Raw genomic sequence first — 26,105 nt, forward strand, 5'->3', positions numbered from 1 at the left:
CCGCCGTCATCGCGCCGTATCCGACGCGTCCGTGTGAAACCGGCATTGGCCCCCGTGACGCCGGGCAACCACTCGACGCAGCACCATGTGACGGAGGTGTGCGCGGGATGAGGAGCAGACGTGCTGAGACGCAACTCCTTCCGGCTGCCCCGGCATCCGGCTTCCGTCGGTCTCGCCCGGCGCCGGGTCCGTGATCATCTGGCCGACTGGGGACACGGAACGGATGATCCGGCGCTGGCCGACGCGGTCCTGCTGGTGTCCGAGCTGGCCACCAACGTGGTACGCCACGGGCCGCTCCTGGAGCGGGAGTTCGAGGTCGCGGTGACCGCCCTCGCGGACGGCTCCTGCCTCATAGAGGTCTCCGACGAGGGCCGGCTGGAGCCCCGGCTGCGGGTGGTCGGCCAGTCCGAGGAGGCCGGCCGGGGCCTGCACCTGGTGGAGAACGTCGCCACCGCCTGGGGGGTGTGGAGCCGGGGCCGGTACGGCAAGACCGTGTGGGCTCTGGTGATGGCCGACTGAGCGGACGGCAGGACGTACGGCGTCGAGTCACTGCCCCGTCGGCGCCCGCACCGGCAGGGTGACCGTCACCGCCAGCCCCTCGCCCGGGGCCGTGCACACCGCCACCTCGCCGCGATCGCGAGGCCCAGGCCGCTGCCCGCGCCGCCGACGCGGAAGAACCGGTCGGAGACACGGGGCCGCGGTCTGAGCGGACGGCGGACGTGCGTTTCGAGTCACTGCCTCGTGGATGTCCGCACCGGCAGGGTGACCGTCACCGCCAGCCCCTCGCCCGGGGCCGTGCACACCGCCACCTCGCCGCCGTGGGCCCGCACCACCCCCTGCACGATCGCCAGGCCCAGGCCGCTGCCCGCGCCGCTGCCGACCCGGAAGAACCGGTCGAAGACACGGGCCGCGTCCTGCGCCGACAGCCCCGGACCGTCGTCGGCGACACACAGCCGTACGACCCCGTCCTCGCGCTCCACTCCCAGTCGCACCGGCACGTCGGCGGGCGTGTGCGTGCGCACGTTGCCCACCAGGTTGCCCAGGACCTGCCTGAGCCCCGACTCGTCGGCCCGCACCAGCACGGAGCCCTCGGCGGCGACCTCGACGGGCCGGTCGGGCTGCTGCACCCGCAGATCCTCGGCCACGTCCCGCACCAGCCGGCTCACGTCGACGTTCCTGAACCGCAGTTCGGGCTGCTGGTCGAGGCGGGCGAGGGTGAGCAGCTCGTCGACGAGCCGCCCCATCCGGTCGGTCTCCGCCAGGACCCGCGCCCAGGCCCGCTTGCGCTCGTCCGGCTCGGAGAGCATGCCCTTGTCGTACAGCTGGAGGTAGCCGCGGATCGCGGACAGCGGGGTGCGCAGCTCGTGCGAGGCGTCGGCGACGAAGCTGCGCAGCTGGGCCGCGCTGCGCTCGCGCGTGCGGTACGCCGACTCGACCTGGTGGAGCATGGAGTTGAGGGCGACCCGCAGCTGCTCGACCTCCAGGGTGGTCTCGCAGCTGGAGGGGATGCGCCGGGTCAGATCGCCCTCGGCGATCGCCGACGAGGTCTCCACCATGTCCTCCAGCGGCCGCATCCGGCGCCGGACGCTGAACATCGTCAGACAGGCCAGCAGGGCGAGCAGCAGGCTGCCGATCGCGAGATCGAGCTTGACGGCCTTGGCGACGCCCTGGTGCAGGACGTCGGTGGGCGCGGCGAGCAGCGCGTAACTGCCGTCGCCGAGCCGGGCCGCCGTGGCGCGGTAGGTGGAGCCGTCCATGGCGACGTCGTGCGGCTCGGAGTCGGCGGCGAGCGCGCGCGGATCGCCAGCCGCCTTCGCGAGGCCCCGCTGGGACTCGGTCGGAGCGAAGCCGAGGATCCCGATCGGCTCGCCCCGGACGTCGACGGCCGCGAAGACGGTCTCGGCCGTGTGGTCGTCGTCCTGCTGGGCGGGTATGAGCCGGTCGCGGACGAAGCTCAGCATGGTCAGCGAGTCGATCTCCCGCAGGGTGAGCTGCGAACCGGCCAGGGAGTCGCGGGTCTTGAGGAGCTGGCTGTCGATCTGGTCGAGCAGGTAGTACCGCATGCCCATCACGCTCACGGCGGTCGCCGCGACGATGCCGATCGCGAGCAGCACCACGTTGGCCAGCGTCAGCTTGCCGCGCAGCGAGTGGATGCCGTGCCGGCGACGGGGCAGGCGGAACCTCATGCCAGCCCGTACCCGACACCCCGCCGGGTGGTGATCACCGGCGGGCCCAGGGCGTCCAGCTTGCGCCGCAGATAGCTGATGTAGGTCTCCACGACGGTCGACTCGGGCGGGGTGTGCTCGTACTGCCAGACGTGGCGCAGGAGTTGCTCCTTGGGGACGATCCGGCCGCCGTTGCGCACCAGGAAGCGCAGCAGCGCGTACTCGGTGGGGGTGAGCTCGACAGTGCGGCCGTCGCGGTGCACCGAGTACGTCGTCTCGTCCAGCTCCAGGTCGCCGTAGCGCAGCGGCGGGCGCTGCGGGAGGACGTCGGCGGGGCGGGTGCGGCGCAGGACCGCGGTGATCCGGGCGACGACCTCGTCGATGTTGAACGGCTTGGTGATGTAGTCGTCGCCGAAGCCGAGGGCGCCGACGATCTCGGCGGGGGAGTCCCGCGCGGTGAGGAAGACCAGCGCCAGGTCGGGCCGCCGCTCGCGCAGTTCACGGCCGAGGGCGCGGCCGTCGCCGTCGGGCAGCATGACGTCGAGCAGGGCCGCGTCCGGACGGGTGCGGTCGGTGAGCGCGAGCGCCTCGCGGACGGACCCCGCGACCATCACCTCGAACCGGTGGTAGCGCAGGGCGATGGCGAGGACGTCGGCGATGCTCTCCTCGTCCTCCACCACCAGCACGGTCCCCGGACTCTTCGTCTCTCCCCCAGCCATGTCCCCAGCCATGCCCCCAGTATCGACGGGCCCACTGACAACCGCTCGGCTTCTGCTTTGGAGTTCCTTGTGAGTCATGGTGTGCGGCCCCCACGCGCGCGCGGCGCCGTCGAATCTGTTGCGCAGGACCTGGGGGACCAACCGACCGAGTGAGGAGCTGTTGAGCGTGGCGGCATTGGCACGGTGGTGTTACCGGCACCGGCTGGTGGTCCTGTTGCTGTGGGTGGGGGCGTTGTTCGGCCTGGGCTTTTCGGCCTCGACGGCGGGCACGGACTACGCGAACGTCTTCTCCCTCCCGAACACGGACTCCAAGCGCGCGTACGACCTGATGGAGAAGGCGTTCCCGCAGAGCGCGGGCGACACCGACACGGTGGTGTGGAAGGTCGACGAGGGATCGGTACGGGACCAGGCCGTGCGGTCCCGCGTCCAGCCCGCACTCGACAAGATCGCCGGCATGGAGGGCGTCGGCGGCGTGACCAGCCCCTACAAGGCGGGCGCGGCCCAGATCAGCGGTGACGGACGGATCGCCTACGCCCAGATCACCTTCACCGACCAGGCGAACGCCGTACCCAAGGAACTGGTCCAGGACGTCGTCGACACCGCACAGGGCGCCGAACGCGCCGGACTGCAGGTCGAGTTGGGCGGGCAGGCGATCCAGCGGGTGCAGGAGCCGCCCACCGGTCTCGCGGAGATGGTCGGCATCGTGGCGGCGGCCGTCGTACTGTTCCTGGCCTTCGGCTCGCTCTACGCGATGCTGCTGCCCCTCGCTGTCGCCGTCTTCGGTGTCGGTATGGGCCTGTTCTCGACGCAGCTGCTCAGCCACGGCACCGACATCCCCGACCTGGCCCCCCTGCTGGCCACCCTGATAGGCCTCGGCGTCGGCATCGATTACGCCCTGTTCATCGTCACCCGGCACCGCAAGGGCATCCTGCGCGGCATGGACCCGGAGGAGTCGGCGGTCACCGCCCTCAACACCTCGGGCCGCGCCGTGCTGTTCGCGGGCGGCACGGTGTGCATCGCGCTCGCCGGGATGCTGGTGACGAACCTGCGCTTCCTGGACGGCGTGGTCATCGGCACCTCGCTGACCGTGGTGCTCAGCGTTCTCGCGGCCACCACCCTGCTGCCGGCGCTCCTCGGCCTCCTGGGCAAGCGGGTGCTCAGCCGCCGGCAGCGGCGCAGGCTCGCCGCCACCGGGCCCGAGCCGGAGCGGACGAGCGGACTGGCCGCCCGCTGGTCGGCGGGCGTGCAGAAGCGCCCGCGCCGGACCGCCGTGCTCGCCCTCGCCGTCATGGCCGTCCTCGCGCTGCCGGTGCTGTCGCTGCGCCTGGGCGCGACCGACCAGGGCAACGACGACACCACGACGACCACCAGGAAGGCGTACGACCTGCTCGCCGAGGGCTTCGGCCCCGGCTTCAACGGACCGCTCCAGGTGGTCGCCGACGGCGGCGACGCCACCGCTCTCGTCAAGGGCATCCAGGGCACGGAGGGGGTCGCCCGGGTCGCCGCGCTGCCGCCCGCGCGGGGCGTGACGGTGATCCAGGTCGTCCCGACCACGTCACCGCAGTCCGAGGAGACCGACCGGCTCATCGACACCCTGCGGGACGAGGTGATCCCACAGGCCGGGGCGCAGGCCCACGTGGGCGGCGTCACGGCGGTCTCCAAGGACTTCGCGACGGTCACCGGCGACCGCCTCCCGTTCTTCATCGCGACCATCATCGGCCTCGGCTTCCTGCTCCTCCTGGTCGCCTTCCGGTCCCTGGTGGTGCCGCTGACCGCCGCCGTGATGAACCTGATCGCGGCGGCTGCCTCCTTCGGCGTCCTCGTGGCCATCTTCCAGTGGGGCTGGGGACTCGACCTGCTGAGCCTCGGCAAGGAGGGCCCCATCAACGCCTTCCTGCCGGTCATCATGCTGTCCCTGCTGTTCGGCCTCTCGATGGACTACCAGGTGTTCCTGGTGAGCCGGATGCACGAGGAATGGGTCCACACCAAGGACAACGCCCGCGCGGTCCGTGTCGGCCTGGCCGAGACCAGCCGCGTGATCAACTCCGCCGCCCTGATCATGGTCTGCGTGTTCCTGGCCTTCGTCCTGAGCGGCGACTCCGGGGCGGCGATGGCGGGCGTGGGCCTCGCGGCCGCCGTGGCCCTGGACGCCTTCATCCTGCGCACGGCCCTGGTGCCGGCGGCGATGCATCTGCTCGGCGACTCCAACTGGTGGCTGCCCAAGGGGCTGGAGAAGCGGCTGCCGCACCTGGCGGTGGAGCCGAAGGAGGAGGCGGCCGCGTCGACCGAGGCCCCCGTGAGCGGCGGCCCGGCATCGGCCGTCCACGGCTTCGTCCGTACGACGGAGGGGGAGCCGCTGGAGGGCGCCGCGGTGACGCTGCTGTCGGCCGGGGGCCGGCAACTGGACCGGGTGGAGTCACTGGCCGACGGCTCGTACATCGTCTCGGTGCCGGAGCCGGGAACGTATCTGCTGGCGGCCACGGCCGCGTCGTACGGCTCGCGCGCGCGGCACGTCGTCGTGGGCGAGGGGCCGCTGGTGTACGACGTGGAGCTGGCCGATGGTGAGGTGGACGCCGTCAACTGACGTGACTACGGCTTCCTGCCGGGGTCCGGCATCACCTTCGTCATCCCCGGCAGGAAGTCCGTGAACAGCTCGTGCACCTCCCGTACGAGCGGCCTGAGCACCCGGAAGCGGGCCAGCGACACGCCCCTCGCGGTGAGCCGGGCACCGCGCTCCGCGAGCCGGTAGCTGCGCTCACGGCCCTCCGTGCGGTCGAAGATCCAGTACAGGACGAGCCCCATCTGGGACAACCACATCAACTCGGGCAGGATGTCCTCGAGTTCCTCGGGCACCTTCGTCCGCGTCGCGCCCCGGAGCACCTCGCGGTGTACGGCGATGGCCTCCACGCGCGCGTGCTCCGACTCCGGCGAGAAGGGACTGAGCGGGCTGTCGGGGTCGGCGGCGTTCTTGAAGAACTGCACCGCGAACTCGTGGTACGGCCGCGCGATGTCCAGCCAGATCTTCAGGACCCCCGCGAGCCGGGCCTCCAGGTCGCTCTCCCGGGCCAGGAGCTCCCGGACCGCCACCCGGTGATCGGCGGCGATCCGGTCGTAGAAGCCCTGGATCAGGTGTTCCTTGCCCGCGAAGTAGTAGTACGCGTTGCCGACGGAGACGCCGGCCTCCTGGGCGATGGCCCGCATGGTGGTTTTGTCGTACCCCCGCTCCCGGAACAGCCGCATGGCCGTCTCCAGGATCAGCGCGCGAGTCTGTTCGGACTTGCTCGTCGGCTCGGACTTGCCGGTGGTACCGCCCTCGTCGGGCCCTTCGTTGTTCGCAGGCACGGGAAGAGAGCCTAACCAGTGGCGCAGCCGCCACCGTCGCACCCCGGTGCGGTGTGGGCCCAGCCCCGGCCAGCCTCGTACGTCCAGCCGTCCGCCCGGCGGTACACCTTGCCGTCCCACCGGCCCTCCTGCCGCGGGGCGCCCCGCCACTGGGCGCCCCGCCACTTGGCGGCGGCGAGCACCGCGCCCTTCGCGAGCCGCGCCCCGGAGGGGGTGCTGAGCCAGTGGGCGAGCGGCCGGTGCTCGCGCAGCGCCCACAGGGTCACGATCCAGGCCGCGGTGTCGCGGTAGACCTGCCCGGCGTCGCCGACGACGGTGATCTCCTCCAGGGTGGCGCGGTGATCGAGCCCGGGATACCTCCGCCTGGCCTCCTCCGACCCGGCCGGCACCATCTCCAGTGGCACCAGTTGCGGCTGCCGTACGAGCCAGTCGCGCAGGAAGGCGCACAGCGAGCAGCCGGCGTCGTACAGGACGGTGAGCCGGCGGACCGGGGTGCGGTCCGCCGTGCCGCCCGGGGCTGCCGGGCCCGTCACGCCCGGACCCAGTCCTGCGGCGCAACCGGCGGCACCTGCTCCCGCTCCATGGCGCCCCGCCTGCGGATCCGGTTGAGGACGTACACGTTGGCCAGGTGCATCACGCCGAGCACCAGCAGCACCACGCCCACCTTGGTGGACAGGGCCTCGAAGACACCGCGCGTGTCCTCGATCGTGCCGTCGCCGCTGAGGTACAGCGCGACGAACCCGAGGTTCACGAGATAGAAGCCGACCACCAGGAGGTGGTTGACGGCCTCGGCGAGCTTCTCGTTGCCGCGCAGCACGTCGGCGAGGAAGATCCGTCCGTTCCTGCTGAGCGTGCGGGCCACCCAGACGGTCAGGGCGATGCTGACGACGAGGTAGATGACGTAGGCGACGACCGTGCGGTCCATGCGCCTCCCCCTTCTTGAACGCGTTCAAAACGCTGACAGGGGAGACAGTAGACCTGATTTTGAACGTGTTCAACTCGCTGGCGAAGCGGTCTGCGTCACGTGTGCGCGTGCCGCGCCTCAGGCGCGTCGGGCGAGCTCCGGACGCTTGGTGTAGTCGGTGAGCCCGAGGACGTTCCCCCACGGGTCGGCGACCTCGACGGTCCAGCCGGTGGCCACGGAGAAGGGCTCGTCGAGCAGTTCGACGCCGGCCGTGCGCAACTCCCGGGCGGCGGCCCTGGCGTCCGGTACCTCCAGCCACACGCGTGTGGCGGGCCACGGCGGCGGCCGGTGCCCCAGCCCCTCCTCCTGCCGGAGCAGGATCCCGGGCGTCTCGCCGCCCACCTTCAGCAGCGCGATCCCGGCCTCGTCGAGCCGGAAACCCACCGTGAAGCCCGCGCGCTCGTAGAAGGAGAGCGCCTCGTCGAGGTCCCCGACGGGCAGCAGTACGTTGTCGAATCCGAGCAGTTCGTACGACTGGTCATCTGACATACCGTCAGGTTAAGCCGGGGGTGCGGAAACGGGCTTCTGCGACGCGGTGTCGTCGGGCATGATGACCGGGCGCATTGTCGTCTTTTCGCGGGTCCTCCCGCTTCGGTCCCCAGGAGCAGTCTCCCTTGAGCGAACAGCAGGGTCAGGAACAGCCGGACCCCCAGTCGGGCCCACAGCAGCCGGGGTATCCGCCACCGGGCCCCCAGCCGGGCTACCCGCCGCCGGGCTATCAGCAGCCGGGGTACCCGCCTCCCGGGTTCCCCCCGCCGGGCTACTACCCGCCGCCCCCGGGGACGTACACCGGAGACCCCGACGCCCCCTACGGCTATGACCCGTACGGGCGGCCGTACTCCGACAAGTCGAAGGTCATCGCGGGCATCCTCCAGCTCACCCTCGGCGGCTTCGGCGTGGGACGCTTCTACCTGGGCAACGTCGGCATGGGGCTCGCACAGCTCTTCACCTGCGGAGGGCTCGGCGTCTGGTCGCTGATCGACGGCATCCTCCTGCTCACCGGGAACGACCACACCGATGAACAAGGCCGGATCCTCCGCAGCTAGGGCGCGGGGGACCGATCCCCCGGTGCCCGTACGGCGTTCCCCCCTCCGCCACCCCGCGACGGCACCCTCGGCGGTGCTCGCCGCGGGAGCCGCCGGTGCCGTGTACCTCTACCGCACCGACCCGCACGAGCCCGGTCACGTCCTGCCGCAGTGCCCGTTCCGCATGCTCACCGGCCTGCTGTGCCCGGCCTGCGGTGGCACCCGCATGGTGTACGACCTGATGCACGGCCACCTCGCCGAGGCATGGCTGGACAACCGGGCCCTGCTGCTCGCCTCGCCGTACGCCCTCGTCCTGCTGGGCCGCTGGGCGTGGGCGGGCCTGCACGGCCGCCGCTGGCGCCCCACGCTGAGTCCGCGGGCGCAGGTGGCCGTCCTCGCGGTGGCCGTGGCCTGGACGGTGGCTCGCAACCTCGTCTAGCCCACTGTCGTCCGGGCCCGTTGTCAGTGCTGCCTCGTACTGTCTTCGGCATGGGAATCGTGACGTTCGTCGACGAGACGACAAGCGGGAGCCGTAGCGACGGCTGGGGTCTGGAGATCGCCGAGGAGCGGCTCGCCGTGCGCGAGTTGATCCGCCGCCGGGTCTTCCAGGAGGTCGCCGAGTACAACGCGCGCACGCCCGCCGTCTTTCAGGGCCTGGTCCAGCCCGACGACACCGAACGCGTGCTGAACGGCTCCGCGTTGCGCACGCCCCGCCGCATGGACCCCGAGACCCAGACCGAGCTCGCCCTCAAGGCATTCTCGGGCAACGGCTTCCTGGTTCTGGTCGGCGACCGTCAGGTGACCGAGCTCGACGAGGAGATCGACCTCGTGGTCGGCACCGAGGTGACGTTCCTGAAGCTCGTCCCACTGGTGGGTGGCTGACCATGGGCGAGATCCAGAAGTACAAGGACCTGATCGGCCGCCGCGTCGCCGACGACGAGTTGGAGGAGCTCGCCGTCGACCTGCTCAAGGCCGCGATCGCCAACAGGGGCAACTGGAGCGGCCTGTGGGACGGCGTCCTGGCCCGCGTGCGCGAGCTGCCTCCGGAGGCGCGGTCGCGAGTCGCCGACGGCCTCGTCACGCAGTACCACTCGGAACAGGCGGGCGAGAGCGCCCGGCAGAACGCGCTGATCCTGCTGGGCATCGTCTCCCGCGACCTGCCGCCCCACGACCGCCTGGCCGCCGAGCGCCTGTCCCTGCTCGACGAGATCTCCCGGCAGCACTCCTTCTGGTACGGCACCGGCTACGAGAACCTCATCGAGGCCGAGTTGGCCGCCGGCCGCCCGATCGCGCCCGCCGTCGTCGCCACCGTCCGGCGTTCCGCCCTGCACGCCTACCACAACGCCGACCTGCCCCGGACGGCGAAGAAGTTGACCGAGCCGCCCCTCAATGTCGGCGAGGAGTGGGCCGAACAGGCCCTGCGGGATGCCGGTACCGACGCCGGCCCCGCCTGGAGGGAACTGCTCGCACACATGGCGACCGCCACCGCGGCCAAGCCCTCCGCCAAATGGGACAAGCAGGCGACCGCCCTGGTCGTCACACTCGGCCCCGACCGCGTCCGCGAGGCGGTGGTCCGCTGGCTCGCCCTCGTCGGCCGCCCCCGCACCTTCGAGCTGGACCGCGGGCGCTACGAACCGGACGTCAACAGCGCCTACGACCCCTACAACGCGAACACGCTGCGTGGCCTGGCCTGGCTGCTCTCCCTTCTCTCGCCGCACCCCGACACCGCCCGCGCCCTCGGCGTCCTGGTCGAGACGTCCCTCAAGAAGGTCGCCGGACTCGGCCCGCGCAACCCGAAGGTCGCCAACGCCGGGGTCAACGCCCTCGCCCGCGTCGACAGCGAGGCGGCCCTCGCCGAACTGGCCCGGTTGGCCACCAGGGTGACGTACAAGAACACCGCCAAACTGCTCGACGCGGCATTGGAGGCCCGCGCCGTCGCCCTGGGCCTCAGCCGCGAGGAGATCGAGGAACTGGCCGTACCGGCATACGGCCTGACCGGGGTCGGACACGCGGAGCACCGGCTCGGCGAGGCGACCGCGGTCCTCCAAGTCCAGGGCACCAAAGCCGTGTTGACCTGGCACAACGCGAGCGGCAAGCCGGTGAGGACCGTGCCCGCCGCCGTACGACGGGATCACGCGGAGGAGTTGAAGGAGCTCAAGGCGACCGTCAAGGACATCGACAGGATGCTCTCGGCGCAGAGCGAGCGACTGGACCGCCAGTTCCTGGCCGACCGCACCTGGTCCTACGCGACCTGGCGCGAGCGCTACCTGGACCATCCCCTGGTCGGCACCCTGGCCCGCCGCCTCCTGTGGACGGTGGACGGCACGACGGTCGGCTATGCCGAAGGCGCCCTGCGCACGGTCACGGACGCCGCGGTCACCGACGGGACGGACATCCGCCTCTGGCACCCGGTGGACCACACCCCCGCGGAGATCGTCGCCTGGCGCGACTGGCTGGAACGCCACGGAGTGACACAACCCTTCAAGCAGGCCCACCGAGAGGTCTACCTGCTGACGGACGCCGAGCGCGCCACCGGCACCTACTCCAATCGCTTCGCGGCCCACGTCCTGCGCCAGCACCAGTTCCACTCCCTGGCGGCGGCGCGGGGCTGGCGCAACAAACTCCGCCTGGCCGTCGACGACGAGGCCCCGCCGCCCGTCCGCGACCTCCCGCGCTGGGGCCTGCGTGCCGAGTACTGGATCGAGGGCGAGGGCGGCGAGGACTACACGGACATCACCGACTCCGGCACCTTTCTGCGCCTGCGCACCGACCAGGTCCGCTTCTACCCGATCGACGCCCCGGGGAACTCGGCTCACTGCGCGGGCGGCGAGTACCGCATGTGGCTGCGCGACGGCGAGGACCCGGTGGATCCCCTGCCACTGACGCGGATCCCGCCCCTGGTCCTCTCCGAAGTCCTGCGCGACGTGGACCTGTTCGTCGGCGTGGCCAGCATCGGCAACGACCCCACCTGGCAGGACGGCGGCCCCGGCGGCCGCTTCCAGGAGTACTGGACGTCGTACGGCTTCGGAGAGCTCAGTCAGAGCGCCGAGACGCGCCGCCTCCTCCTGGACCGCCTGATCCCGAGGCTCGCGATAGCCGACCGCTGCACCCTGGAGGGCCGCTTCCTCCACGTCAAAGGCGACCGCCACACGTACAAGATCCACCTCGGCTCGGGCAACATCCTGCGCACCCCGAACGACCAGTACCTCTGCATCGTCCCGAAGGCCAACCCCTCCGCCCCGCAGGCCGGTTACCTCCCCTACGAGGGCGACCGCCTGCTCGCGGTCATCCTGAGCAAGGCGATGATGCTGGCGGACGACACGCGGATCACAGATCCGACGATCCTGAGCCAGCTGTGAGCGGCCGGCTCAAGAGGCCGTCACAGGTTCCCGTAACCGTCCCTGACGACCTCACGGGCCAGCGTCCCGCGTAGTTCCGCCAGTTCACCGGCGATGCGCTCGGAGCGGCCGGTGTCCGCCGTCACCAGGGCGGGCACCGGCGTACCGTCCCGCAGGAGCCGGCGGCGCAGATGGGTCGGCGGGTGGCTCGCGTCGACGCTGTGGCCCCGGAGCGCACCGACCCGGCGCTGCCGCTCGTACTCGGACTCCGGGACGGAGTCCAGATGGGCGGTGAGTGCTTCCCACAAGTCGTCGGAGTCCTGCTCGCCGCTCCGGGCCGACCCGCGCAGCCGGCGAGTGTTGATCTCGCGGTGCAGGGTGGTGACGATCGAGTCGGTGACCATCAGGCGGTCCATCAGGCCGACCGCGCCCTCGGTGGAACCGGCACGGGCCGCCGCCGCGTCGGCCAGGTACTCACCGCGTTGGGAGACCCGCGCGGTCAGCAGGTCGAGCAGCGCCATGACGGCGGTGATCAGCAGGCGCAGCGGAACGCAGGCCAGGTTGGCGATGGCCTGGATCACGTTCGGGTTCGGCGTGGGCCGGACGTAGTAGAGCCAGGTACTCAGCGATCTCAGGGCGGTGCCCACGACCATGCCGTGCCGGGTGTCGCCCTGTGTGAAGTGACCGAGCTCGTGGCCCAGGAGCGCGATCCGCTGCTGGGGGCTCAGCACCTCCCACAGCGGCAGCCCCAGCGTCAGGAGTCTGTGCCGCAGCCCGAGATGGGTCACGCTCGCGTTGGCCTCCACGTCGACGACGACGGCGTCCACGGTCCGGGTGCCCATGGCGGCGGCGACCTCGTCGACGAGTGCGTACAGTTCCGGCGCGTCGTCTCGCAGCAGCACGCGGTCGTCCTCGGACAGCCGGTTCAGGCGCGGCCGCAGTGACCAGGCCAGCGCCAGGAAGAACACCCCGAACGCCATGCCGAGCCCACCCCAGCCACGGACCAGGCCCCACACGCCGACCGCGGCGAGGACGAGGGTCAGGCCGTGCACGGTGAGAGCGATCGCGTCGGCGAGCGGACCCGACGCGGTCCGCCGGGTCCGCCGGCCCGCGTCCTCGGCGCTCAGCTCGTCGAACAGCCGGGCGCCGTACCGTTGCGCCAGCCTGTGACGCACGCCGTCCAGCCCGCGCTTCCCCTCACCGGGCCCCTGCGGATCGACGTTCCATTCGCAGGCGGCACACCACGTGCTGAACCGCCTGTCCGTACGGATTTCCACCTCGCACTGCGGGCACGACGACACGATCTCTTCTGCAGCGGTACGCACCGCTGCCTCCCCGCCCTCGGCCCCCTCCCCCGGGGGCCCCGACTCATGACCGCCGCAGTGGATCACGCCCCGCTCACCGACGCAATCCGGAATTCAGCCGCCGGTTTTTCCGCACCCACCCACTCGCCGAGCGCCGAGCGCGATGTCGTCCATGCGGATGTCGTACGACGAAGGCGTCGGGTTCGCCTGGTAGAGCTGCCAGCCCAGCTTCAGCCTGTCGAAGGTGGGGAAGACGAAGTCGTCCGCGGTGCCTCCGTGCTCCTTGGTGGACACGGTCAGGTCGGAGTGCTCCACGCCGTCGAGGTACACGGTGACCCGGTTGTCGGTGGCGTCGAGATGGAACTCGACGCACTGCCACGCCCCGGCGGCGGCCGGCGAGGAGGTCTTCCAGGAGGTCCAGTCCCCGGTGGGCCCGAGGTCGGACCCGACGCCCCAGAAATTGCCGCCGTCGGTCGGCGCGAACTGCCCGCCGAGCGGCCGTACCAGCGTCGACGAACCGGTCCCCGACGCCTCGGCGATGGTCCAGTGGGCCCAGTCGGGCGCCGTGGGAAAGCCCGCGACCCGCAGCCGCACGCGCCCCCAGAAACTGTTGCCGGGCGCGGAGAGCCCATCGAACACGAGGAAGGCCCGACCGTTGCCCTCGGTACGGATCCGCAGCTCACGCCCGTGCCCGGGGGCGCCCCGGACGACGGTCAGTGTGCCGTCGGCCGTGTCGGTGGACCAGCCGCGTCCCCCGGTGACGGGACCGAGGGGCAGCCGGTCGAAGTTCTCCCGGACGGGCGTTCCGTAGGGGGCGGCGGAGGCAGTGGGGGGTGTCACGAGCAGTACCGCTGCGGCGGCGCAGAGCGCGGCGGCGGCTTTCCTCAGGAGTGCCATGAGACCAGTTTGCAACTCTGGCCCCTCAAGTAACAGCGGGCATAGGGGAGTTGGCTGGTTGGGCAGCGCCGGACGCCCGGGAAATGAGCGAGGGCCCCGCCCCGGTGCGAACCGGGGGGCGGGGCCCAACTCACCGTAGGAGAACGGAGATCAGAAGCGGCGCGTGATCAGCGCTCGCTTCACCTCCTGGATCGCCTTCGTGACCTCGATGCCGCGCGGGCAGGCGTCCGTGCAGTTGAAGGTCGTGCGGCAGCGCCACACGCCGTCGCGGTCGTTGAGGATCTCCAGGCGCTGCTCGCCCGCCTCGTCACGCGAGTCGAAGATGAAGCGGTGCGCGTTGACGATGGCCGCAGGGCCGAAGTACTGGCCGTCGTTCCAGAAGACCGGGCAGGACGAGGTGCAGGCCGCGCACAGGATGCACTTCGTGGTGTCGTCGAAGCGCTCGCGGTCCTCGGCCGTCTGGAGGCGCTCACGCGTCGGCTCGTTGGTGTCCTTCGTGATGAGGAAGGGCATCACGTCGCGGTACGCCTGGAAGAACGGGTCCATGTCGACCACGAGGTCCTTCAGGACCGTCAGGCCCTTGATGGCCTCGACCGTGATCGGCTTCTCGGGGTTGAGGTCCTTGATCAGGGTCTTGCAGGCGAGGCGGTTCTTGCCGTTGATCCGCATGGCGTCCGAGCCGCAGATGCCGTGCGCGCAGGAACGGCGGAAGGTCAGCGTGCCGTCCAGCTCCCACTTGATCTTGTGGAGGGCGTCGAGGACGCGTTCCTTCGGGTCGATCTCCACCTGGAAGTCTTCCCAGGTCGCTTCCGCCGAGACCTCGGAGTTGAAGCGGCGGATGCGGAAGGTGGCCGTGATGTACGGGGAGTCGGCGAAGCCGGGCTCGGGCGTGCCGGCCGCGTCCGCCTTGTCCAGGGTCGGGGTTGCCATCAGTACTTACGCTCCATCGGCTGGTAGCGGGTCTGGACGACCGGCTTGTAGTCGAGACGGATGGACTCGGTGCCGTCGTCGCCCACCTCGCGGTACGCCATGGTGTGGCGCATGAAGTTGACGTCGTCGCGGTTCGGGTAGTCCTCGCGGTAGTGACCGCCGCGGGACTCCTTGCGGGCCAGCGCCGACACCGCCATGACCTCGGCCAGGTCGAGCAGGTTGCCCAGCTCGATGGCTTCCAGCAGGTCGGTGTTGAACCGCTTGCCCTTGTCCTGGATCGAGACGTTCAGGTAGCGCTCGCGCAGCTCCGCGATCTTCTCGACCGCCGTCTTGATCGTCTGCTCGGTGCGGAACACCATGACGTTCGCGTCCATGGTCTCCTGCAGCTCGCGGCGCAGGACGGACACCCGCTCGGTGCCGGTGGCGTCGCGCAGGCGCTCGACCTGGGCGACCACGAGCTCCGCCGGGTTTTCCGGCAGCTCGACGAAGTCGGCCTTCTGGGAGTACTCGGCGGCGGCGATGCCCGCCCGCTTGCCGAACACGTTGATGTCCAGCAGCGAGTTGGTGCCGAGGCGGTTGGCGCCGTGCACGGAGACGCAGGCGACCTCGCCGGCCGCGTACAGGCCCGGGACGACCGTCGTGTTGTCCGCCAGGACCTCACCCTCGACGTTGGTCGGGATGCCGCCCATGGCGTAGTGCGCGGTGGGCTGGATCGGGATCGGGTCCGTGTACGGCTCGATACCGAGGTAGGTGCGGGCGAACTCGGTGATGTCCGGGAGCTTCGCGTCCAGCTGCTCCGGCGGCAGGTGGGTCAGGTCGAGGTAGACGTGGTCGCCCTCGGGACCGCAGCCGCGGCCCTCACGGATCTCCGTGTAGATGGAGCGGGACACGACGTCACGGGACGCGAGGTCCTTCATGACCGGCGCGTACTTCTCCATGAAGCGCTCGCCGTCCTTGTTGCGCAGGATGCCGCCCTCACCGCGGGCGCCCTCCGTCAGCAGGATGCCCATGCGCCAGATGCCGGTCGGGTGGAACTGGAAGAACTCCATGTCCTCCAGCGGGATGCCCCGGCGGTAGACGGCCGCCTGGCCGTCACCGGTCAGGGTGTGCGCGTTCGACGTCACCTTGAAGAACTTGCCGCAGCCGCCGGACGCGTAGATCACGGCCTTCGCCTGGAAGACGTGGATCTCACCGGTCGCCAGCTCGTACGCCACCACACCGGCCGAACGCTTGACGCCGTCGACCTCGGTGATCAGCTGGTCCAGGACGTAGAACTCGTTGAAGAACTCCACGCCCTCCTTGACGCAGTTCTGGTACAGCGTCTGGAGGATCATGTGGCCGGTGCGGTCGGCCGCGTAGCAGGAGCGGCGGACCGGGGCCTCGCCGTGGTTCCTGGAGTGACCGCCGAAGCGGCGCTGGTCGATCGTGCCGTTCGGGGTGCGGTTGAACGGCAGGCCCATCTTCTCCAGGTCGAGGACCGAGTCGATGGCCTCCTTCGCCAGGATCTCGGCGGCGTCCTGGTCGACCAGGTAGTCACCGCCCTTGACCGTGTCGAAGGTGTGCCACTCCCAGTTGTCCTCCTCCACGTTGGCCAGCGCGGCGGCCATGCCGCCCTGCGCGGCGCCCGTGTGGGAGCGGGTGGGGTACAGCTTGGTCAGGACCGCGGTGCGGCTGCGCTTCGTCGACTCGATGGCCGCGCGCATGCCCGCGCCACCGGCGCCGACGATGACGGTGTCGTACTTGTGGATCTTCATGATTCTCGCAGCCCCGTGCCTAGCGGATGTTCGGGTCGAAGGTGAAGATCACCAGCGTGCCCAGCAGGATGGTGAACACCGTGGCGGTGTAGAGCAGGCCCTTGAGCCACAGCCGGGTGCCCGGCCGCTCCGCGTAGTCGTTGATGATCGTGCGCAGGCCGTTGGCACCGTGCAGCATCGCGAGCCAGAGCATCAGCAGGTCCCAGACCTGCCAGAACGGGGACGCCCAGCGGCCCGCCACGAAGGCGAAGCCGATCTTGGAGACGCCGCCGTCGAGCACCAGCTGGATCAGCAGGTGGCCGATGACCAGGACGACCAGCACGATGCCGGACAGGCGCATGAACAGCCAGGCGGCCATCTCGAAGTTGCCCCGCGTGGACTTCGGGGACTTCTTGGTGCGCTTGCGCGGGGCCTCGATGAGGGGCGCCGGGTTGTCGACGCCGTAGCCGGAGGTGCCCTCGACGGGGCCGATACCGGACGGGGTGGTTTCAGTGGTCGCCATCGGTATCAGCTCCCGAACAGTTCACGAGCGGCGTGGCCGAGGACGGGGTAGATCGCCCCGAGCATCAGCACGATCCAGACGCCGGCCACCACCCAGAACATCTGCTTCTGGTAGCGCGGGCCCTTCGACCAGAAGTCGACGGCGATGACGCGCAGGCCGTTGAGCGCGTGGAAGAGGATGGCGGCCACGAGGCCGTACTCCAGACACGCGACGAGCGGGGTCTTGTACGTGGCTACGACCTTGTCGTAGTCCTCGGGTGAGACACGGACGAGAGCGGTGTCCAGCACGTGAACGAACAGGAAGAAGAAGATGAGGACGCCGGTGACTCGATGAGCCACCCAGGACCACATTCCTTCCCGGCCGCGGTACAGCGTTCCAGCCGGCACGGAAGTCCCTCCGGGAGCGGGGTATCGGGGCCAGCCGGCTTGTGCTGTCGGTCGGGCCCGGCCGGGTACGGTCCACCGGCCCCCAGCATCGTAGCGATGCGCTGCCGCTGGGCTTACCCGGGGCCTACCTGTGTGATCAAAGTGGCACGCAGATGGGGGAACTCGATGGCGAATGGGATGGTCTGTGCTGTTATGGGCCGTCTACGGCCTCGCACCCCGCAGGGCGGACACCAGGCGGCCCCGTGCGATGCGGCGGAGTTCCTCGGCCGCGACCATCCGCTCCTCCTCCGGATCGTTTGTCAATCGTGACCGGATGCCCGCCAGGACGTGGTCGAGGGCCTCTGCCGGGGGCAGGCCGTCCAGGCAGATGACGAAGGCGTGGCCGAAGCGGGCCTCGTAGGCCGCGTGGGCCGCGTCCATCGCCATGTGGGCGGCCGAGTGGGCGTCCTCCGGCAGCACGGGGAGCGTCTCGGCCGCCAGGGCCTCGAAGAGATCCGACACCGTCAGGTCGTACGCCGCCTCGTCCGCGGCCGCGAGCAGCGCGTCCACCGTTGGATAGGGGCGGTGCGCCACGACCCGATCCGCCCAGCGCAGGCTGCGCAGACAGTCCAGGAGCAGGGGCCGTGCCTCGTCGGCGGACGCGCTGTTGAGGGCGTCCAGGACGGTGGGCAGGGACGGCATGGCCAATCGGCCGGGAGAATGTGTGGGCGTCACGTGTGTTTCGGCAGGGGAAGCTGTGAGCGATGAGACCTCACGCTATCGAGAATGGACATGACCTGTCCGACGGATGCCCGAATTTCACCCGCACGGGAGAGTTTCGGAACGTGTGGTGGACACGGTCCTCTCCCTCAGGCCCTAGGTTGGCGATGTGAGCCAGCACAGGAAGCGACCGGAGAAGCAGGCACGGGGGCTGATCGAGAAGCAGGCACGGGGGCTGATCGTGGGGGCGGTGGCCGTCACCGTCGCGGCCGGGGTGAGCCTCGGGCTGTGGGCGGGTGGCGACAGCGGCCCGGCTGGATCGACCACGTCCCAGGCCCAGTCCCCCTCGGGCGGCGCAGCGGAAGGCGCCCCGACCCCGGCGAGATCACCGAGCCCGGCCCCCAGCCCCACGCGGTCCTACCCCCTGTCCACCACCCCCCGCACCATCCCCGCCGTCCGCGCCCACACCCCGGCGCGCGGCCCCGGCTGGCGGCCCGCCCGCGGGCTGCGCGTGGTCGTGAACGACGCCGACCTCGCCGACGAGGGGCGCCTTCTCGCCGGTGAGCTGGGGCTGACGTACGCCGGGCAGAAGGACGACGTGCGCGCCGGGGACGTACGCCTCACGCTCGACGACGACGAAGGCGCGGACCCGGAGTCGTACCGCATGACTGTGCGCGGCGGGCGGGTCGCCATCAGCGCGCCGGACGACGCCGGCGTCTTCTACGGCACCCGCACGCTCAAGCAGGAGGTGCGCGGCGGCGCCACGGCACCGGAGGGCGTCGTGCGCGACGAGCCCGCCAAGCCGGTGCGCGGGTTCTCCCTGGACATCGCGCGCAAGAACTTCACGGCCGGCTGGATCGAGGACCGGGTCCGGGAGCTGGGCGACCTGAAGTTCAACCGGCTCCAGCTGCACTTCTCCGACGACCAGGCGTTCCGGATCGAGTCCGTCTCGCACCCGGAGATCGTGTCGAAGCAGCACCTGACCAAGGCGCAGGTGAAGAGGATCGTCGCGCTCGCGGCCCAGCGGCACATCACCGTCGTACCGGAGATCGACTCGCCCGGGCACCTGGGCGCCGTCCTCGCCGCCCACCCCGAGCTTCAGCTGCGCAGTGCGGCGGGGAACGCGGCGCGCGGGGCCGTCGACATCTCCAACCCGGCATCCGCCAAGCTCGTCGACGACCTGCTCAAGGAGTACGTGGGCCTGTTCCCCGGCGCCGACTGGCACCTCGGCGGCGACGAGTACCGCGCGCTGATGGTCTCCGACCCGGAGGCGACCTACCCGCAGCTCGCCACCGCCGCCAGGAAGGCCTACGGCGCCGGCGCCGACGTGGAGGACCTGACCACGGGCTGGCTCAACGACCGCGCCGCCACCGTCCGGAAGCACGGCAAGGCCCCGCTCGCGTGGAACGACGGATTCTTCCGTGGGACGTCCGTCCGGGCCGCCGGCGACATCCGGGTCGGGTACTGGACGGGCAAGGAGATCGGCGCCCGGCCGCCGGTGGAGTACCTGAGCGCGGGACGCAAGGTCGTCAACTACAACGACGAATTCCTCTACTACGTCCTCGGACAGCCCAACCAGTTCTACTACCCGACAGGACAGCGGATCTACGAGGCGTGGACCCCGCGAGTCCTCCGCGGCACGACAGCCGTCCCCTCGAAGTACGACAGCCAGATCCTCGGCGGCTACTTCGCGGTGTGGTGCGACTTCTCGAACGCGCAGACGCAGGACCAGGTGGCGGCGGGCATCCGGATGCCGCTGCGGGCCACCACGCAGAAACTGTGGGACCCGGGGAAGCCCGCCCTGACCTGGTCCCGGTTCAAGGCGCTGGGGGACCGGCTGGGCTGAGGAACCGGGGATTCCTGGTGGACGTACGGGGCCGGCGGACCGTATGTTCCGCATGCCGCGCGTGAGGCTCTGGGGAGAACCCGCGCGGTCGGCTGATCATCCGGACCTCGGGGGGACCTCACCATGCTCTGCACGCGCTGCCATCACTTCGAAGCGGCACCGGACGGCGTCCTGTGCTCCGCATGCGCCACGCCCGCCGGATTCGCGGCCCCGCCGGCCGGTGTCGCACCGACGATCCGGCTGCGCTCGCCGGTCGGGCTCGGGCGGGCCACCGCGGCGCTGCTCGCGCTGGCGGCGGCGGTCGACGCGTTCGCCCTCGGCGCGGACCTCCTCATGTACGACGTCACCGGGGATCTCGCCGGCGGCGCCACCGGGGCCGACGTATGGGACCGCTCCGACTTGGCGGACAAGCTCACCGGCGTGGCCGGTGTCGCACAGGCGCTCCTGATGGTGGCCTGCGCCGTCGTCTTCGTCGTCTGGCTGTGGCGCGTCCGGCTCAACGCCGAGGTGTTCGCCCCCGACGGACACCGCAAGGCGCGCGCCTGGGTGATCGCCGGCTGGGTCGTGCCGATCGTGAGCCTGTGGTACCCGCGCCGGGTCGTGGTCGACATCTGGGACGCGAGCAGCACGGGGGACAAGCCCGACGGGCATGCCCTGATCAACGCCTGGTGGACGCTGTGGCTCCTCTCGCTGACCCTCGGCCAGGTCCTGTACACCGCGTTCGACGAGGCCGACACCTCCCAGAAGATCCACGACTCCATGACACAGGCGATGGCCGCCGACGGTCTCGACCTCGTGGCTGCCCTGCTCGCCGCCGCCGTCGTGCTGCGGCTGACCCGGATGCAGAACGAGAAGGCCCACCGGGGACCCGAGGCACCCGTCGCCGTGTGACGGATTTGGTCCATCCTGCTGCGAACTGCCGTACGAATGTGGTGTATTCGGGCCCGAACCGTACCGAGCAGCCAGGGGGGCCGCGGATGGGCTACTGGGGTTACTTCGTCGTGGGCCGCGGGGAGCGGCCGCTCGCCGAGCTGGACGCGCTGGCCGGTGCCGAGGGCATGGTCCTGCGCGAGTCGGCGCCCGGCGGATGGCAGGTCTGGGAGTACGCGAGCGGCGAGGGCGAGGTCGGGAACATGAACGCCCTCGCCCTGGAGACCGGTTCGCCCGCGCTCTTCGGATACGTCATGGACAGCGCCTCGGTGGTCCTGGAGGCGGCGGGGCCCGAGAGCGGGGCCTGGACGACCTGTCTGGCCCGGGCCGCCATGGCGAGACACCTCGGGGCCGGTGCCTCCGACGAGGAGGGGCCGGTCCTGGAGGACTACTTCCTCGAACCCCGGGACGCGGCCGCGCGGGCCGTCGCCTGGGCCGCGGAGGCGGGGCACGAGGTGGCCGAGGAACCCCTGCTGGACGTACTGAGCGCCGAACCGGACCCGTTGGCCGAAAACCTCTTCTTCCGTATGCTCGACCGGCTCGGTGTGGTGCCCCTGTGACACTCCTGGGTGATCGCACGCAGTAAGGGGAAGTGCGGGTTCCGTGAGGGGATGCCGCTCGGCGAGGGAGGCGTGGATGAGTCTGGTGGAGCTGATCGGCCAGGCCGACGAACGCGGCCTGGCCGCCAGCGGGTTGGCTTGTTTGGATCGGTGCGTACCGCTGCTCGGCGGCGACGACGAGGTCCTGCGGCCCCTGTGGGCCGGGCTCGCGGACGACGCCGGGGCCGAGGAGTGGGGCGAACGGCTGGAGCAGGTGCGGGGGAAGCTGGGCGGGGACGCGGAGTTCGGGGCGGTCGAGGGGGCCACCGGTGCAGCTCCCGGCTCCGGTGACGACGAGGCCGTGCTGCTGGCCCGTCGGATGCTCGCCGCCGCGCCGGCCGAGCGGTCCGCCGCCGGAGTACGGGCGTGGGCCGACGCCTGCTCGGTCGCCGCGCTGCAGATCCACCGGCTGCTCGACCCCCTGAAGGACGCCGGCGACTCCGTCGACGCCCGCCGCGAGGGCCGTACGGAGGGCATGTCCCCCCTCGTCGCCGCCGAGCTGCGCCGCCAGATCACCGTCCTGGAACTCCTCGCCGGCCACGGCCCGGCAGGACTGCGCCCCGCTCTGGAGGTCTCCACGGAGGGCCGCCGGGTGCTGCGCGCGGTGGTGTCCCGCAGGAGCCGACGGCGGGGCTGAGGACCGGCGGCTCACCGGGTGAGTGGCTGACTGGGCGCGTGACTTACCGGACCAGCCACTTGACCACCGCGTCCCCGTACTGCGCGGTCTGCGCGTAGAACGCCGTCAGGTCCCGGTGCGCCGCCGCGAACAGCCCTCGCGCCTCCCGTTCCGCGGTCGACCCGCCGTGTCTCGGCAGCAGTTCCTCGCGGGCGACCCGCCACAGGGCCTCGAAGTCGGCCGCACCCAGGTACGCGGAGACACGGTTCGCCCGGGCCGCGGTCAGGAGCAGGAACGGGGGTTTGCCGTGGTCGCCCGGCTGGACAGGGAGGCCGCCGAGGACCACCTCGGCGCCGGCGTACAGGAGTTCGTGGTCCAGGTAGGACTTGTCCAGCACCTCCTCCCGATGTCGTCCGATGCGTTCGCGTACGGCGTCCCAGTCGTCCTCGAACAGCCGTTGCATCCAGTTCGCACTGTTGCGCAGGGCCGAGGGCGGCACCGCGCGGAGATGGAAGTAGTCGCTCATCGAAGACAGGAGCGCGCGGGAGGGACGAATCGTCACTCCGGCGTCAACCTCGCTACCGGGAGGGTCCTGTGACCGTCCGGGGAGGGATGCGGTGAAGGTGCGCCGGTCCTGCACCGGTCCGGCGGAAGTCCCCTGATCCGGGTGACGAAACACCCCGCCGAAACGCTTTTTCCCCTGTGATGGCTGATGTGACGACTGACGTGACGACTGATGTGACGACCCACCGGGCAGCCGCGCCCGCCCCCCGGCCCTCCGCCGCGGCCAAGCCCGTGCGGTGGGCCGCCGACGCGGTGTCGGCCCTGCGCGAGGGCGCCCGCGTCCGGCTCGACTACTCGGCGCAGAGCCTGTGGCGCGTGGACCGGCTGATCGAGGAGATACGGCGGGACGGGGCGCCGTACGCCGCCGTGGAGACGGTGTTGCGCGGGCTCGGCGCCTACGCCGGTGAGGTCGTCGTCCGCCAGACCGGTGCCGAGTGGTGGACGAGCGGCGGCGAGCACTGGGTCCGTACGCCGGACGGACGGCTGTGGGACCCGGTGAACGAGGCCCGCCGCTGCTTCGCCGGGGACGGCTCGCTGCGGCTGCTGTGCCGCGATGCGACGGGCGGTGTGCGGCGCTGACCGCGCGGACGAAGACGGGCGAGGCAAAAACACCGTACCTGCAGGGCGTCCTCGGATGATCGCCGCTGAAGACCGGGCTCGCGTATCTGCCGATGACGGCCTCGATGATCGTCGGCTCGACGCAGATCGCCGCACGACTGCTGAGCAAGGTGCCGCCGAGGCTCCTGATCGTGCCCGGACTGCTCGTGGCCGCGGGAGGGCTGGCCATCATCGCTCAGGTCGGCGTCGAGCCGGCGTATGTCTCGCACGTCCTGCCCGGGATGCAGGTGGGCGGTTCGATCGGTACGGCCCGGCTGAACACGATCGCCGCGAGCGTGGCCGCGACCTACCTGACCGCGCACGCCGGACCCGGCGTCGACAAGCAACTGCTGCAGGCCGAGACGACCGTGCACGGCTTCAACGTGGCCACCTGGTGGGCGTTCGGCGCGCTGCTGCCGGCCGCGCTGATCGCGGGAGTCGTGGCGAACGCGGAACGGGCGCCCACTCCCCAGGGTGCGGGGGAGCGGACGCCCGAGCCGGTGGATTCGGCGCTCTGGCGGGCTACTTGATGTAGACCAGGCCGTCCGTCGTGACCGTCGGGCGGCCGCTGGTGCCGACCACCACGATCTTCACGGTGTGCTTGGCGCTGCTCGACCAGGACTTGGTCCAGATCGCGTCGCGGTACTTCGTGGTCGAGGACTTCAGGTCCACGGTCGCGACCTTGGTGCCGTCCACGTAGACGTACGCCTGCCCGGAGGTCGCCGCCCGCGAGACCGTCCACGCGGCGGACTTGCCGGTGAACGTCCAGGTCAGGCTCGCGTTCTTGGCACTGCTGGAGTACGACTTGCCACCGAGGTAGCTCGTGGAGGAACGGCTCGTCCAGCTGCCGGACTTCGTGGCCGAGGTCTCCTGAAGGATCATCGGCGTGTACGAGGGCGACGAGGTGCGGGTGTTGCCCGCGACGTCGGACGCCTTCATCGACCAGACGCTCGCGGTACCGGACTTGGCGGTACGGCTGGAGCTGGTGGTGGTCGGGCCGAAGGTGGCCGTCGTCGGGGACAGCAGGCTCACCGACTTGACGGCCTGGGAGTCGGCGGCCTTCCAGCCGAGGGTGACCGGAACGGCGGTGGGGTTGACCGTGCCGGTGCGCAGGGTGACCTTCGGGGTGGTGGAGAAGGTCGGCGCGGTGGTGTCGGTGACGACGGTCAGCGCGCCGGTCGCGGGAGTGACCTTGCCGGACTGGTGCACAGCCCGTACGGCGACCTTGTGGCTGCCCGCGGCCAGGGTGGTGCTCGCCGAGGTGGCCGTACCGGACGCGGTGGCGACGACCTGGCCGTCGACCAGCAGCTCGAACTTCGAGATCAGCGAACCCGGCGTGGTGGTCGACCACTTCGCCGTGATCGCGCCCTTCGTGTAGTACGTCGTGCCGGACAGGGCCGCGCCGGTCAGCGAGGTGAGCTTCAGGCCCTGCACCGGGCCGGACGCCCAGGCGCGGATGGTCGGCAGCTGGGCGTAGAGCGAGGTGCCCGGGCACTCGGTGGCGTAGCCGTCGCGGTGGCCGGAGACCCGGTTGAAGGTGTAGAGGCTGCCCGCGGTGAAGCTCGTACCGGCGAGGTTCTTCTGGGTCGCGCCCGCCGTCAGCTGGACCGTCGAGTCGGGGTCGACGCCGTACTGGCCGAGCTTCCAGGCCGTGATCCGGGCGACCGAGGTGAGGGCGGCGTTCGAGGCGCCCGTTGCGGTGTACTCACCGAGGACCGCGATGCCGGTGGACTCACGGTTCCACCCGTAGGTGTGGGCGCCCAGGACCGGTTGGTCGACGCCGCCCTTGCGGCCCTCGAAGATCGTGCCGCACTTGTCGACCAGGAAGTTGTAGCCGATGTCGTTCCAGCCGTTGCCGCTGGGGGCCGGGGCGGTGTGGTACGCGTAGATGGCCCGCACGATCGACGCCGATTCGGCGCAGGTGTAGTCGTTCGACCCGGCCGTGTGGTGCACGAAGACGGCCTTCACCCCGGCGTTGTACTCCGAGGGGTCGGGGCTGAGCGACTCGTCGGCGCCCCAGCCGGCGCGGGAGACGATCGACGGCTCGGGGACCGTCGACGGGGGGGCGGTGGGGGTGGTGGCGGTCGGGGTCGGCGTCGCGGTCGCCGTCGGGGAGGCGGTGGACGTGGCCGTGGCGGTCGGGGTCGGGCTCGGCGTCACGTCCTCGGCGTACGCCGCCGGGTCCGTGTCGTCGCCCGTGTCCCGCTGCTCCGCGGCGGTCGCGATGCCCGGGTCGACCAGGTTGACCTTGAGACCCGAGGGCAGTCCGGCGCTGGTGGTGCCGTCCTCGTGGACGACCTGTACCTCGACACCGTCCGAGGGGCCCACCCACAGGGGTTCGGACGCGCCGCGTGCCCCGGCCCGCTCGTCGGGGTCCTCCACCGGGTCCGCGTCCGTCTCCAGGTCCTGCCAGGACGTCCACGCGCCGGTGTCGATGCTGCGGGTGCGTACCTGCGCCTTGCCGTCGAGCCGCTTGGTCGCCCCCGTCCAGGAGATACCGAGCAGCGAGAACTGCTTGGTCTCAGTGCGCGGCAGCTCGCGCTCGCCGGTCTCGGGAGCCTTCAGCGCGAGGTTGTAGACCTTCACCGGCCGCTTGGGCTGCAGATCCCCCGCGGCGTCGGTCGACGGACTGGCGGTGGCGTAGGTCGCGATGCCGCCGCCCCCCAGCACCACCGCACCGAGCGTCAGCCACGCCCTCCGCTTCATGCTGAGCGGTCTGTACGCACGGCTTTTACGACGACTCACTACCCACCCCTGATTTTGGTCACAGAAAAACCACCTGTCACACAGGTGGCACTCATACAGCGTACGAACTCTGCCAGTTGTTACAGGTGTTCGAAGTGGGGTGCCCGGGATGTCCGGCCCGCTGTGACACTTCCGTGAGATCCGGCGCTGTTGACCGTGGGGGACATGGGCAAGGGTGGCCGT

27 protein-coding genes are annotated in these 26,105 nt (G+C 70.9%); 12 read left to right on the forward strand and 15 right to left on the reverse strand.

The genetic code is table 11. The features are described 5' to 3' along the window. Positions 1 to 120 precede the first annotated feature (120 nt). Positions 121 to 519, forward strand: a complete 399-nt coding sequence (locus ACZ39I_RS12210; RefSeq protein WP_467244442.1) for an ATP-binding protein — start codon at positions 121 to 123, stop codon at positions 517 to 519. Between the two features lie 212 nt (positions 520 to 731). Here the strand turns inward: ACZ39I_RS12210 and ACZ39I_RS12215 are convergent, their stop codons facing one another. Further along, complete coding sequence (locus ACZ39I_RS12215; protein WP_467244443.1) at positions 732 to 2,186, reverse strand: sensor histidine kinase; 1,455 nt, start codon at positions 2,184 to 2,186, stop codon at positions 732 to 734. Then, positions 2,183 to 2,896 carry a response regulator transcription factor gene (locus ACZ39I_RS12220; RefSeq protein ID WP_467244444.1) on the reverse strand — a complete coding sequence of 238 codons (714 nt, stop codon included), beginning with the start codon at positions 2,894 to 2,896 and terminating at the stop codon, positions 2,183 to 2,185. The genes ACZ39I_RS12215 and ACZ39I_RS12220 overlap by 4 nt, the downstream gene beginning before the upstream one ends. Positions 2,897 to 3,059: 163 nt before the next feature. Between ACZ39I_RS12220 and ACZ39I_RS12225 the strand changes: the two genes are divergently transcribed. Beyond that, complete coding sequence (locus ACZ39I_RS12225) at positions 3,060 to 5,468, forward strand: MMPL family transporter (protein WP_467245095.1); 2,409 nt, start codon at positions 3,060 to 3,062, stop codon at positions 5,466 to 5,468. A 5-nt stretch (positions 5,469 to 5,473) separates the two neighbouring features. Here the strand turns inward: ACZ39I_RS12225 and ACZ39I_RS12230 are convergent, their stop codons facing one another. The 4 genes from ACZ39I_RS12230 to ACZ39I_RS12245 form a co-directional block, all read right to left on the reverse strand. After that, complete coding sequence (locus ACZ39I_RS12230) at positions 5,474 to 6,226, reverse strand: TetR/AcrR family transcriptional regulator (protein ID WP_467244445.1); 753 nt, start codon at positions 6,224 to 6,226, stop codon at positions 5,474 to 5,476. Positions 6,227 to 6,237: 11 nt separating this feature from the next. After that, a complete protein-coding gene (locus ACZ39I_RS12235; RefSeq protein ID WP_467244446.1) occupies positions 6,238 to 6,759 on the reverse strand; it encodes a thiol-disulfide oxidoreductase DCC family protein in 522 nt (173 codons plus the stop codon). Next, the gene (locus tag ACZ39I_RS12240; RefSeq protein WP_393600419.1) at positions 6,756 to 7,151 is read right to left on the reverse strand and encodes a hypothetical protein; all 396 of its coding nucleotides are present in this window, start codon (positions 7,149 to 7,151) and stop codon (positions 6,756 to 6,758) included. The genes ACZ39I_RS12235 and ACZ39I_RS12240 overlap by 4 nt, the downstream gene beginning before the upstream one ends. 117 nt (positions 7,152 to 7,268) lie before the next feature. Continuing rightward, positions 7,269 to 7,679 (reverse strand): VOC family protein, encoded by a 411-nt coding sequence (locus ACZ39I_RS12245; protein ID WP_467244447.1) that lies wholly within the window; start codon positions 7,677 to 7,679, stop codon positions 7,269 to 7,271. A 125-nt stretch (positions 7,680 to 7,804) separates the two neighbouring features. Here ACZ39I_RS12245 and ACZ39I_RS12250 point away from each other — a divergent pair, with 125 nt between their 5' ends. The 4 genes from ACZ39I_RS12250 to ACZ39I_RS12265 are packed head-to-tail and all read left to right on the forward strand — an operon-like array spanning position 7,805 to position 11,574. Continuing rightward, on the forward strand, positions 7,805 to 8,236 hold the full coding sequence (locus tag ACZ39I_RS12250; RefSeq protein WP_467244448.1) for a TM2 domain-containing protein: 432 nt from the start codon (positions 7,805 to 7,807) through the stop codon (positions 8,234 to 8,236). After that, on the forward strand, positions 8,208 to 8,654 hold the full coding sequence (locus ACZ39I_RS12255) for a DUF2752 domain-containing protein (RefSeq protein ID WP_467244449.1): 447 nt from the start codon (positions 8,208 to 8,210) through the stop codon (positions 8,652 to 8,654). Before ACZ39I_RS12250 ends, ACZ39I_RS12255 begins: the two co-directional genes overlap by 29 nt. A gap of 50 nt (positions 8,655 to 8,704) precedes the next feature. Then, a complete protein-coding gene (locus ACZ39I_RS12260; RefSeq protein ID WP_467244450.1) occupies positions 8,705 to 9,097 on the forward strand; it encodes a hypothetical protein in 393 nt (130 codons plus the stop codon). A gap of 2 nt (positions 9,098 to 9,099) precedes the next feature. Continuing rightward, positions 9,100 to 11,574: a DUF4132 domain-containing protein gene (locus tag ACZ39I_RS12265; protein ID WP_467244451.1), complete on the forward strand. Its 2,475-nt coding sequence runs from the start codon at positions 9,100 to 9,102 to the stop codon at positions 11,572 to 11,574. 20 nt (positions 11,575 to 11,594) lie between these two features. Here the strand turns inward: ACZ39I_RS12265 and ACZ39I_RS12270 are convergent, their stop codons facing one another. The 7 genes from ACZ39I_RS12270 to ACZ39I_RS12300 all read right to left on the reverse strand — a co-directional run bounded on the left by ACZ39I_RS12270 (position 11,595) and on the right by ACZ39I_RS12300 (position 18,040). Further along, positions 11,595 to 12,878 carry a M48 family metallopeptidase gene (locus ACZ39I_RS12270; protein WP_467244452.1) on the reverse strand — a complete coding sequence of 428 codons (1,284 nt, stop codon included), beginning with the start codon at positions 12,876 to 12,878 and terminating at the stop codon, positions 11,595 to 11,597. Positions 12,879 to 12,971: 93 nt separating this feature from the next. Continuing rightward, on the reverse strand, positions 12,972 to 13,754 hold the full coding sequence (locus ACZ39I_RS12275; protein ID WP_467244453.1) for a hypothetical protein: 783 nt from the start codon (positions 13,752 to 13,754) through the stop codon (positions 12,972 to 12,974). Between the two features lie 150 nt (positions 13,755 to 13,904). After that, a complete protein-coding gene (locus ACZ39I_RS12280; protein WP_403655277.1) occupies positions 13,905 to 14,684 on the reverse strand; it encodes a succinate dehydrogenase iron-sulfur subunit in 780 nt (259 codons plus the stop codon). Next, a complete protein-coding gene (sdhA, locus tag ACZ39I_RS12285) occupies positions 14,684 to 16,438 on the reverse strand; it encodes a succinate dehydrogenase flavoprotein subunit (protein ID WP_389811101.1) in 1,755 nt (584 codons plus the stop codon). Before sdhA ends, ACZ39I_RS12280 begins: the two co-directional genes overlap by 1 nt. 19 nt (positions 16,439 to 16,457) lie before the next feature. Beyond that, entirely contained in the window at positions 16,458 to 16,940 is a 483-nt protein-coding gene (locus ACZ39I_RS12290) for a succinate dehydrogenase hydrophobic membrane anchor subunit (RefSeq protein WP_451473252.1), read from the reverse strand. 5 nt (positions 16,941 to 16,945) lie between these two features. Then, complete coding sequence (gene sdhC / locus ACZ39I_RS12295; RefSeq protein ID WP_467244454.1) at positions 16,946 to 17,326, reverse strand: succinate dehydrogenase, cytochrome b556 subunit; 381 nt, start codon at positions 17,324 to 17,326, stop codon at positions 16,946 to 16,948. Between the two features lie 201 nt (positions 17,327 to 17,527). Next, positions 17,528 to 18,040 carry a 2-oxo-4-hydroxy-4-carboxy-5-ureidoimidazoline decarboxylase gene (locus tag ACZ39I_RS12300; RefSeq protein ID WP_467244455.1) on the reverse strand — a complete coding sequence of 171 codons (513 nt, stop codon included), beginning with the start codon at positions 18,038 to 18,040 and terminating at the stop codon, positions 17,528 to 17,530. A 154-nt stretch (positions 18,041 to 18,194) separates the two neighbouring features. Between ACZ39I_RS12300 and ACZ39I_RS12305 the strand changes: the two genes are divergently transcribed. The 4 genes from ACZ39I_RS12305 to ACZ39I_RS12320 all read left to right on the forward strand — a co-directional run bounded on the left by ACZ39I_RS12305 (position 18,195) and on the right by ACZ39I_RS12320 (position 22,037). Beyond that, the gene (locus tag ACZ39I_RS12305; RefSeq protein WP_467244456.1) at positions 18,195 to 19,871 is read left to right on the forward strand and encodes a beta-N-acetylhexosaminidase; all 1,677 of its coding nucleotides are present in this window, start codon (positions 18,195 to 18,197) and stop codon (positions 19,869 to 19,871) included. Between the two features lie 123 nt (positions 19,872 to 19,994). Then, positions 19,995 to 20,762, forward strand: coding sequence for a DUF4328 domain-containing protein (locus ACZ39I_RS12310; RefSeq protein ID WP_467244457.1), 768 nt, complete (start codon positions 19,995 to 19,997; stop codon positions 20,760 to 20,762). 86 nt (positions 20,763 to 20,848) lie between these two features. Further along, positions 20,849 to 21,361, forward strand: a complete 513-nt coding sequence (locus tag ACZ39I_RS12315; protein WP_467244458.1) for a hypothetical protein — start codon at positions 20,849 to 20,851, stop codon at positions 21,359 to 21,361. 76 nt (positions 21,362 to 21,437) lie between these two features. Further along, positions 21,438 to 22,037: a hypothetical protein gene (locus ACZ39I_RS12320; protein WP_467244459.1), complete on the forward strand. Its 600-nt coding sequence runs from the start codon at positions 21,438 to 21,440 to the stop codon at positions 22,035 to 22,037. 43 nt (positions 22,038 to 22,080) lie between these two features. Here ACZ39I_RS12320 and ACZ39I_RS12325 read toward each other — a convergent pair whose 3' ends face one another. Continuing rightward, the gene (locus ACZ39I_RS12325) at positions 22,081 to 22,542 is read right to left on the reverse strand and encodes a DUF1877 domain-containing protein (RefSeq protein WP_467244460.1); all 462 of its coding nucleotides are present in this window, start codon (positions 22,540 to 22,542) and stop codon (positions 22,081 to 22,083) included. A gap of 188 nt (positions 22,543 to 22,730) precedes the next feature. Here ACZ39I_RS12325 and ACZ39I_RS12330 point away from each other — a divergent pair, with 188 nt between their 5' ends. Both ACZ39I_RS12330 and ACZ39I_RS12335 read left to right on the forward strand, forming a co-directional pair. After that, on the forward strand, positions 22,731 to 23,159 hold the full coding sequence (locus tag ACZ39I_RS12330) for a DUF6278 family protein (RefSeq protein WP_467244461.1): 429 nt from the start codon (positions 22,731 to 22,733) through the stop codon (positions 23,157 to 23,159). A gap of 92 nt (positions 23,160 to 23,251) precedes the next feature. Then, positions 23,252 to 23,707 (forward strand): hypothetical protein, encoded by a 456-nt coding sequence (locus ACZ39I_RS12335; RefSeq protein ID WP_467244462.1) that lies wholly within the window; start codon positions 23,252 to 23,254, stop codon positions 23,705 to 23,707. On the opposite strand, the gene ACZ39I_RS12340 is transcribed toward ACZ39I_RS12335, so the two are convergent. Continuing rightward, positions 23,700 to 25,883: a peptidoglycan recognition protein family protein gene (locus ACZ39I_RS12340; protein WP_467244463.1), complete on the reverse strand. Its 2,184-nt coding sequence runs from the start codon at positions 25,881 to 25,883 to the stop codon at positions 23,700 to 23,702. The genes ACZ39I_RS12335 and ACZ39I_RS12340 overlap by 8 nt on opposite strands. Between the last annotated feature and the right edge of the window lie 222 nt (positions 25,884 to 26,105).

It is taken from the genome of Streptomyces sp. NPDC024687 (assembly GCF_055559055.1).

Bases quoted from the DNA above. Each gene is read 5' to 3' on its own strand.
- ACZ39I_RS12290 (WP_451473252.1), bottom strand. From the start codon at position 16,940: ATGGCGACCACTGAAACCACCCCGTCCGGTATCGGCCCCGTCGAGGGC.
- ACZ39I_RS12265 (WP_467244451.1), top strand. From the start codon at position 9,100: ATGGGCGAGATCCAGAAGTACAAGGACCTGATCGGCCGCCGCGTCGCC.
- sdhA (WP_389811101.1), bottom strand. From the start codon at position 16,438: ATGAAGATCCACAAGTACGACACCGTCATCGTCGGCGCCGGTGGCGCG.
- ACZ39I_RS12310 (WP_467244457.1), top strand. From the start codon at position 19,995: ATGCTCTGCACGCGCTGCCATCACTTCGAAGCGGCACCGGACGGCGTC.
- ACZ39I_RS12220 (WP_467244444.1), bottom strand. From the start codon at position 2,896: ATGGCTGGGGACATGGCTGGGGGAGAGACGAAGAGTCCGGGGACCGTG.
- ACZ39I_RS12280 (WP_403655277.1), bottom strand. From the start codon at position 14,684: ATGGCAACCCCGACCCTGGACAAGGCGGACGCGGCCGGCACGCCCGAG.
- ACZ39I_RS12255 (WP_467244449.1), top strand. From the start codon at position 8,208: ATGAACAAGGCCGGATCCTCCGCAGCTAGGGCGCGGGGGACCGATCCC.
- ACZ39I_RS12260 (WP_467244450.1), top strand. From the start codon at position 8,705: ATGGGAATCGTGACGTTCGTCGACGAGACGACAAGCGGGAGCCGTAGC.
- ACZ39I_RS12325 (WP_467244460.1), bottom strand. From the start codon at position 22,542: ATGAGCGACTACTTCCATCTCCGCGCGGTGCCGCCCTCGGCCCTGCGC.
- ACZ39I_RS12340 (WP_467244463.1), bottom strand. From the start codon at position 25,883: ATGAAGCGGAGGGCGTGGCTGACGCTCGGTGCGGTGGTGCTGGGGGGC.
- ACZ39I_RS12215 (WP_467244443.1), bottom strand. From the start codon at position 2,186: ATGAGGTTCCGCCTGCCCCGTCGCCGGCACGGCATCCACTCGCTGCGC.
- ACZ39I_RS12335 (WP_467244462.1), top strand. From the start codon at position 23,252: ATGACGGCCTCGATGATCGTCGGCTCGACGCAGATCGCCGCACGACTG.
- ACZ39I_RS12320 (WP_467244459.1), top strand. From the start codon at position 21,438: ATGAGTCTGGTGGAGCTGATCGGCCAGGCCGACGAACGCGGCCTGGCC.
- ACZ39I_RS12275 (WP_467244453.1), bottom strand. From the start codon at position 13,754: ATGGCACTCCTGAGGAAAGCCGCCGCCGCGCTCTGCGCCGCCGCAGCG.
- ACZ39I_RS12245 (WP_467244447.1), bottom strand. From the start codon at position 7,679: ATGTCAGATGACCAGTCGTACGAACTGCTCGGATTCGACAACGTACTG.
- ACZ39I_RS12240 (WP_393600419.1), bottom strand. From the start codon at position 7,151: ATGGACCGCACGGTCGTCGCCTACGTCATCTACCTCGTCGTCAGCATC.
- ACZ39I_RS12315 (WP_467244458.1), top strand. From the start codon at position 20,849: ATGGGCTACTGGGGTTACTTCGTCGTGGGCCGCGGGGAGCGGCCGCTC.